This is a genomic window from Streptomyces sp. 150FB, from assembly GCF_000818195.1.
Classification (GTDB): domain Bacteria; phylum Actinomycetota; class Actinomycetes; order Streptomycetales; family Streptomycetaceae; genus Streptomyces.
Genome location: NZ_JTHL01000001.1, coordinates 5,957,275 through 5,963,385, shown reverse-complemented (window position 1 = coordinate 5,963,385; position 6,111 = coordinate 5,957,275). Strand labels below are relative to the sequence as shown.

The 6,111-nt window shown below is 71.3% G+C and carries 5 protein-coding genes; 4 read left to right on the top strand and 1 reads right to left on the bottom strand.

The annotated features are described in order from the left end of the window. The 4 genes from QR77_RS50050 to QR77_RS25745 form a co-directional block, all read left to right on the top strand. The coding region (locus QR77_RS50050; protein WP_040024462.1) for a LuxR C-terminal-related transcriptional regulator at positions 1 to 370 on the top strand (370 nt) is incomplete at its 5' end. Between the two features lie 375 nt (positions 371 to 745). Continuing rightward, positions 746 to 2,734, top strand: a complete 1,989-nt coding sequence (locus QR77_RS25755) for a hypothetical protein (protein ID WP_040024461.1) — start codon at positions 746 to 748, stop codon at positions 2,732 to 2,734. A gap of 32 nt (positions 2,735 to 2,766) precedes the next feature. Continuing rightward, positions 2,767 to 4,092: a S8 family serine peptidase gene (locus QR77_RS25750; RefSeq protein WP_107068984.1), complete on the top strand. Its 1,326-nt coding sequence runs from the start codon at positions 2,767 to 2,769 to the stop codon at positions 4,090 to 4,092. A 236-nt stretch (positions 4,093 to 4,328) separates the two neighbouring features. Further along, entirely contained in the window at positions 4,329 to 5,030 is a 702-nt protein-coding gene (locus tag QR77_RS25745; protein WP_040024460.1) for a DUF4232 domain-containing protein, read from the top strand. A gap of 90 nt (positions 5,031 to 5,120) precedes the next feature. Here the strand turns inward: QR77_RS25745 and QR77_RS25740 are convergent, their stop codons facing one another. Then, entirely contained in the window at positions 5,121 to 5,576 is a 456-nt protein-coding gene (locus QR77_RS25740; protein ID WP_040024458.1) for an NUDIX hydrolase, read from the bottom strand. Positions 5,577 to 6,111: the final 535 nt, after the last annotated feature.

The window sequence follows — 6,111 nt, the reverse complement described above, 5'->3', positions numbered from 1 at the left end:
GGCGGAACTGCTCACCCGCGTCGAGGCCGGACTGCGGGACCTCGGCGCCGTACGCGACGCCCGGCGGGTGGCCGCCCTGGACCGGCGGGAGACCACCGGGGGCCGGCGCGGCTACGGTGACCGGCTCTCCCCCAGGGAACTGGAGGTGGTGCGGCTGATGTTGACCGGGCTGTCCACCCCGGACATCGCCAAGTCGTTGTCCCGCTCCCCGAAGACCGTCGCCGCACAGCTCAACTCCGCGATGCGCAAACACCGGGTCAACTCCCGAACCGGCCTGGCGGTCGCCGCGCTCCAGGCGGGAATCACTCCGGCCGAGCCCCCTGCCGGGCGTCCCGCCGAGCGGCCGGCGGATCCGGTGCCGGGCGCGTAACGCGGGCTGAACTTTAGGTCACTTGCCCCATCGCTCCCTGGTCACCGCCGTCGCGATACTCACTTCCGCCATCACATGTCCCGCGGAAGCAAACGGAGATCAGCGCCAGTGAGCCGCTCTGCTGAGGACCTTCCGTACGAAGGGCGCCCGGCCTGCCCGGAGCCCTCGGACGGCCCGGAGCCCCCGGAAGGCCCGGGGTCTTCGGACGGCCCGGGGCCTTCGGACGGCCCGGCACCGCCCGAGGAGGAGCGGTCCGTCCCCGAGCCACCCCTGCCACCCCTGCCACCCACGCACCCGGACGACGACTCCTACCCGGGCTACGAGCCGCTGTGACCCACCGGCCCGTGACCCCGTCCACCGAAAGGTGACCACCCCTTGAAACGACCCGTACCCCCGACCGGGCACCTCAGAAGCACCCTGTGGGCGATCGCGCTCACCGCGGCCTGCGGCCTGCTCGTCGTGCCCTCGTCCGCCGCGCAGGAGAAGCCGCCGGCTGTCTTCACTCCGGCGTCCGATGCCCAGGCCGCCACCGCGAACTGCCAGGTCACCCTGCCCGGCGGCATCAAGGCCACCGTCACCCCCGACGGCGCCCACCTCGCCGACCCGGCCGCCGGAGCGGGCCGGACGATGCTCGCCTTCCGCAACGACAACCACCAGTACCTCGTCCCCGAGGACATCGCCGCCGGCGCCGGGACGAAGAGCCTGGCCGCGTACGACACCACCGCGCTCGCCCAACGCGCCTGCGGAGCCGAGGGGTTCGCGTCGGCGGGCCGCCCCCGGGGCCCGGTCGGGCACGACTCGTACACCATGGCCCGGCTCACCGCACACCTGACCAACAGCGCCGGGCAACCGGCCTACCAGGGCCAGCTCTTCCTCATCAACGCCGACCACACCACCTACGCCGACCAGATGTCCGGCATCGGCGGTGGCAGCCTGAAGGTCACTGTGCCCACCGGGCACTACGAGGCCGTCTACGTCGACGGCTCCTCGCACATCACCGTCGCGCCGGAGGTGACCGTCAAGGACGGGACCACCATCAGCCTGGACGCCCGCACCTCGACGCATGAGATCCCGGTGCCGGCCACGCCCCGCCCGGCGACACTCACCAACTCCGAGCTCTCCCTGTACCGCAGCGACGGCACGCCCAGCGGCGACGCCCAACCCGCCTTCCTCCAGGTCCAGAAGATGGGCTCCACCCCGACCGGCGTCGCGCTCAACACCACCGCGCCCGTCAAGCACGGCCGGTTCCAGGCGGTCGCCACCTTCGACCTCGCCTCGCCGGCCGACGCGGGGGACCCTTACGCGTACCACGTCGCCAACTCCCTGGACCACCTGCCGAGTTCGTACCCGTCCTCGGTCAAGCAGTCGTCGCTGGCGACCGTCGAGCGGACCTACTCGGCGCCCGCCGGGCAGACCGGCAGCGACCTGCTGGTCAACAACGTGACGCCGGTGTGGGCAGCGACCGCCGGTGGGCAGACCGCCACCGGATTCGAGTTCCTCACCCCCGGCACGGTCCGCACCGAGTACTACAGCGTGCCGGCCGGACTCAACTGGCGTACCCAGGTGGAGGACGAGCAGACCTTCAACACGCTCAGCGGCAAGGACACCCTCTACCGGCCCGGCGCCAAGCTCGCCGAGACCTGGGAGGCGGGCGCCCCGCACCCCGGAGTCCAGGTCGACACCGGGACCGGCGCCGTCTACTGCGGCGCCTGCGCGAGCGCGGACACCATGGTCTTCGCCATAGCCCCCGACGGCGACAGCACGCCCGGCACCATCGGGCTTGGCTTCAACGAGACCAGCACCGTGAGCCTCAGCCGTAACGGCGAGCTCCAGGCCACCGGTACCGAGGGCCTGTTCGAGACCAGCGTGCCGGTCCCGGCGGGCCGCGCCACGTACCAGTTGGAGGAGCAGACCGTTCGGAACGGCGACACCCTGTCCCCCAGCACCGACACCACGTGGACCTTCACCGCCGACCCGGGCAAGGGCAAGGCCCTGCCGGACCGCGTGCACTGCGCCGGGCCGGTGGACTCCTGCGCCGCGCTGCCGCTGCTGTTCGCCTCCACCGACACGGACGCGGACATCCAGCACCAGGTCACCACAGGCCGGCACAGCGTCGACCTCAGTGTGACGCGCCAGCAGTTCGCCACCGCTCCGGCGGTCTCGGGCGCCCAGCTCCAGGTGTCGTACGACGACGGCAAGAACTGGCAGAGCCTGCGTCTGACGGGCAGCCACGGCGATTACAAGGCCGCCTACACCGTGCCCGCCAGCGCCACCGGCGGCACCGTCTCCTTCAAACTCGCCGCCTGGGACAGCCAGGGCAACCGGATCGACCAGGTGCTGCCGAGCGCCTACCGGGTGCGGTGACCGTGACCACCACAGCTTCCCAGGAGCCCTCTGTGACCAACAAACGCCTGATACGGCCCGTCGCGGCCGTGGTCGCGGTCGCCGGAACCGTCCTCGGCCTGCTCACCGCCACCTCTCCCGCGTCCTCCGGCGCCGACGGCACCGGCGCCGCGCCCGCCACCGCCCCGGTGACGGTCTGTTCCGCCCCACCTCCCGGGCAACTCGCCTGCCAGGCGCAGGTGATGCCCGACAAGTCGACAGCCGGGCTCCGGACCCACACCGCCAAGGACAGCGTCGCGCTCCCTGACGGATACGGCCCGGCCGACATCCAGTCCGCGTACTCCCTCGCCTCCGCGGTGGAGGCGCACGCGGGCAAGGGCCGCACCATCGGCATCGTCGACGCCAATGACGCGCCCACCATTGAGGCCGACCTCGCCCTCTACCGTTCCACCTACGGGCTGCCGGCCTGCACCACCGCCAACGGCTGCTTCCGCAAGGTCAACCAGCGCGGCGACGCCGCCCCGCTGCCCGCCGCCGACCCGAGCTGGGCGGTGGAGATCAGCCTCGACGTGGACGCCGTCTCGGCGGCCTGCCCGGACTGCTCCATCCTGCTGGTCGAGGCCGACGGGGCAGGCGTGGACGCCCTCGCCGACAGCGTCGACACCGCTGTACGGCTGGGCGCCGACGCCGTATCCAACAGCTACAGCGCCGCTGAGACCGCGGTCACCGACGACTCGTCGGCGGACGGCCTGCCGACCCGCCGTGCCTCGTACGCCCACCCCGGAGTGCCGATCCTCGCCGCGTCCGGCGACGCAGGCTTCCAACTCGACGCCCCCTACCCGGCGGACCTCACCTCGGTCATCGCGGTCGGCGGCACCTCGCTGGCCCGCAGTGACACCGCACGGGGCTGGACCGAGACGGCCTGGGGCCCGACGCAGCGTCCCAGTGGCGCCGGAGCGGCCTGCTCGGCGCACATCGACAAACCGGCCTGGCAGCACGACACCGCCTGCCCCGGACGTACCGTCACCGACGTCTCCGCCGACGCCGACCCCTTCACCGGGCTCGCCGTCTACGACAGCACCCCCGACCCCGCCGACGGCCTCCCCGGCGGCTGGCTCCGCGCCGGCGGCACCAGCGCGGCCACGCCGCTCGTCTCGGCCATGTACGTGATGGCCGGCCCGGCCGCGGCGATCAAGGACGCCTCGAGTCTGTACGCCCACCGGAACAACCTCAACGATGTCGCGGGCGGGCAGAGTGTCAGCATCCCGGGCAGCGGCCACGAGTGCCCGGCCACCAGCTACATGTGCGCCGCCCTCAAGGGCTACGACGCCCCCACGGGCCTGGGCTCCCCGAACGGCCTCACCGCACTGAAGTACTGAAGTACTGACGCTCCGTCAATCCCGGCCCCGGGCACGGTCCTCCGTGCCCGGGGCCGGGGGTTTCCGAACGCCTCGCGGTGGGTCGGCTTTTCGTATGTCGCGATCAAGCTGCCTCCGTGTCACGGAAATGTCCGGGCCGGGTCCTCGCGCAACCTGTCCGCTCCCGCCCCCCTCCTGTACTTCAGAAGGGGCCCGCATCGAGTGGGCCGACATCCGACCCGATCCCCGGAGAAGCAATGCGCCGCAACATGAAGCTCTCGGTTCTCGCCCTCACCGCCGTGGCCGCCGGACTGTCCCTGACGGCCTGTGGCACCGAAGGCGTCAGCGCCTCCGCCTCGACGTCGCTGGCCGGCGCCTCGGCCGTCCAGAACGCCTCGTCCAACAGCGCCCCCGACGCAGCGTCGCCGGCCGGCGCCGCGGCGAGGCAGAACGCCTCGTCCAGCAGCCGTTCCGGCAGCGACAGGAACGGAGGCTCCGGCGCCTCGAATTCGGGGGCCGGTTCCGCGTCCCGGTCCGCCTCGTCGTCCGGCACCATGTGCAAGAGCTCCAACCTCGCCTTCTCGACCCACCACGGCATCGAAGGAGAGCAGGAGATAGTCGTCTTCAAGAACATCGGCTCCGCCACCTGCACGATGCGCGGCTACGCGGGCGTCGACCTCAAGGGCAACGACTCGGACGACGCCATCAGCGTCGCCCGCGTTCCCATGGACACACCCACCATCAGGCTGGCCCCCGGCGAGCAGACCGATTTCGTCCTGGACTACCCGAGGAACGACAGCGGCGGCAGCGGCTACACGTTCACCACCATGATCGTCACGCCGCCCAACGAGACCCACTCCAAGACCCTCAGCACATCCATCAACGTCCCCCTCGACAACCCCGACCAGGGCAGCGACGACCCCGGCATCGTCCTCAACCCGGTCGGCGCGGGCAAGTAGCGGAGGCGCCGTACGGTCAGACGGCCTGCGGTGATGCCGTGTCGCCGTCGGCGTCGATGTCGGCGGTGACGAAGTGGAGAAACACGCCTCCTAGCCCGCCGTCCTCGCCCTGAGAAAACGGTCAGCGAGGAGCAGCGCGAGGGGGCCGCCCGGGAGGAGGAAGCGGCCTGCTGTGGCAGCCGCGATCGCTTCGGGGAGCGGCCACCAGGAGAGCTTGAAGTCCTGTTCCGTGTCGGTGAGTTCCCGGGGGCCGAGGGCCAGGTCCTCAGCGAGATAGAGCGTCAGGAGGGCAGGGCTGTTCAGTGTGATGGCGTAGGTGCCGAGGGGATTCCAGATACCGGCAGTCACACCGGCCTCTTCGCGCAGTTCGCGCCGCGCACAGTCCTGAGGTGTCTCGCCCAGCTCCTGCCGACCGCCCGGCAGAAACAGGTATTCCCCACTGTGCCGAGGGAACCACGCGCTCAGGACGGCGACTTCGCCCTCCGCATCGTAGGCACAGATGACAGAGGCGTTCGCGTCCGGACCGCGGTGCGAGGAAGTGCTCATGGACCGCGAGGCTATCGCGACCCATGACGCTCTGTGGCTGCTTGTGCCACCTTGTCCAGCTTTGGAGTTGACGGCGAGACCAGGTCGGTGCAAGTACTCCGGGGAAGCGGCCATCGCTGTCGAAAACGGCGGCGGTCGCCGCATGCTCAAGCCAAGACGTCGATGCTCGCCGCACAAGCGTTCAGGATGGCGCGGAGGTCACCCCGCGCGGGTCCGGCGTCATCGGGATCGGCAGCGTCGATCCCGGCCAGCAACGACAAATCGCGCGCCGAGGACTTCAGCACCCCGCGCCGACCGTCCGGCGCGCCCGGCGGAGTGCCTTCCCCCCCGGCTGCGGGGCGAGTCGCGTTCCAGAACGGTTGCGTCCATGGGAACGAAAGTGGCATCGAGGCGCCGGTGCCACCGTGCGCACGCAAGCCGTGGGCGAGCGGAGGCACGCAGCCCACGGGGCCTCCACCGAGAGTACGTGCGCGGGCATCAGCCGTCCGAAGGGCCACCGATTGAAGCAGCGCGAACCCGGCCGCCGACGGTGTTT

Bases quoted from the DNA above. Each gene is read 5' to 3' on its own strand.
- QR77_RS25745 (WP_040024460.1), top strand. From the start codon at position 4,329: ATGCGCCGCAACATGAAGCTCTCGGTTCTCGCCCTCACCGCCGTGGCC.
- QR77_RS25740 (WP_040024458.1), bottom strand. From the start codon at position 5,576: ATGAGCACTTCCTCGCACCGCGGTCCGGACGCGAACGCCTCTGTCATC.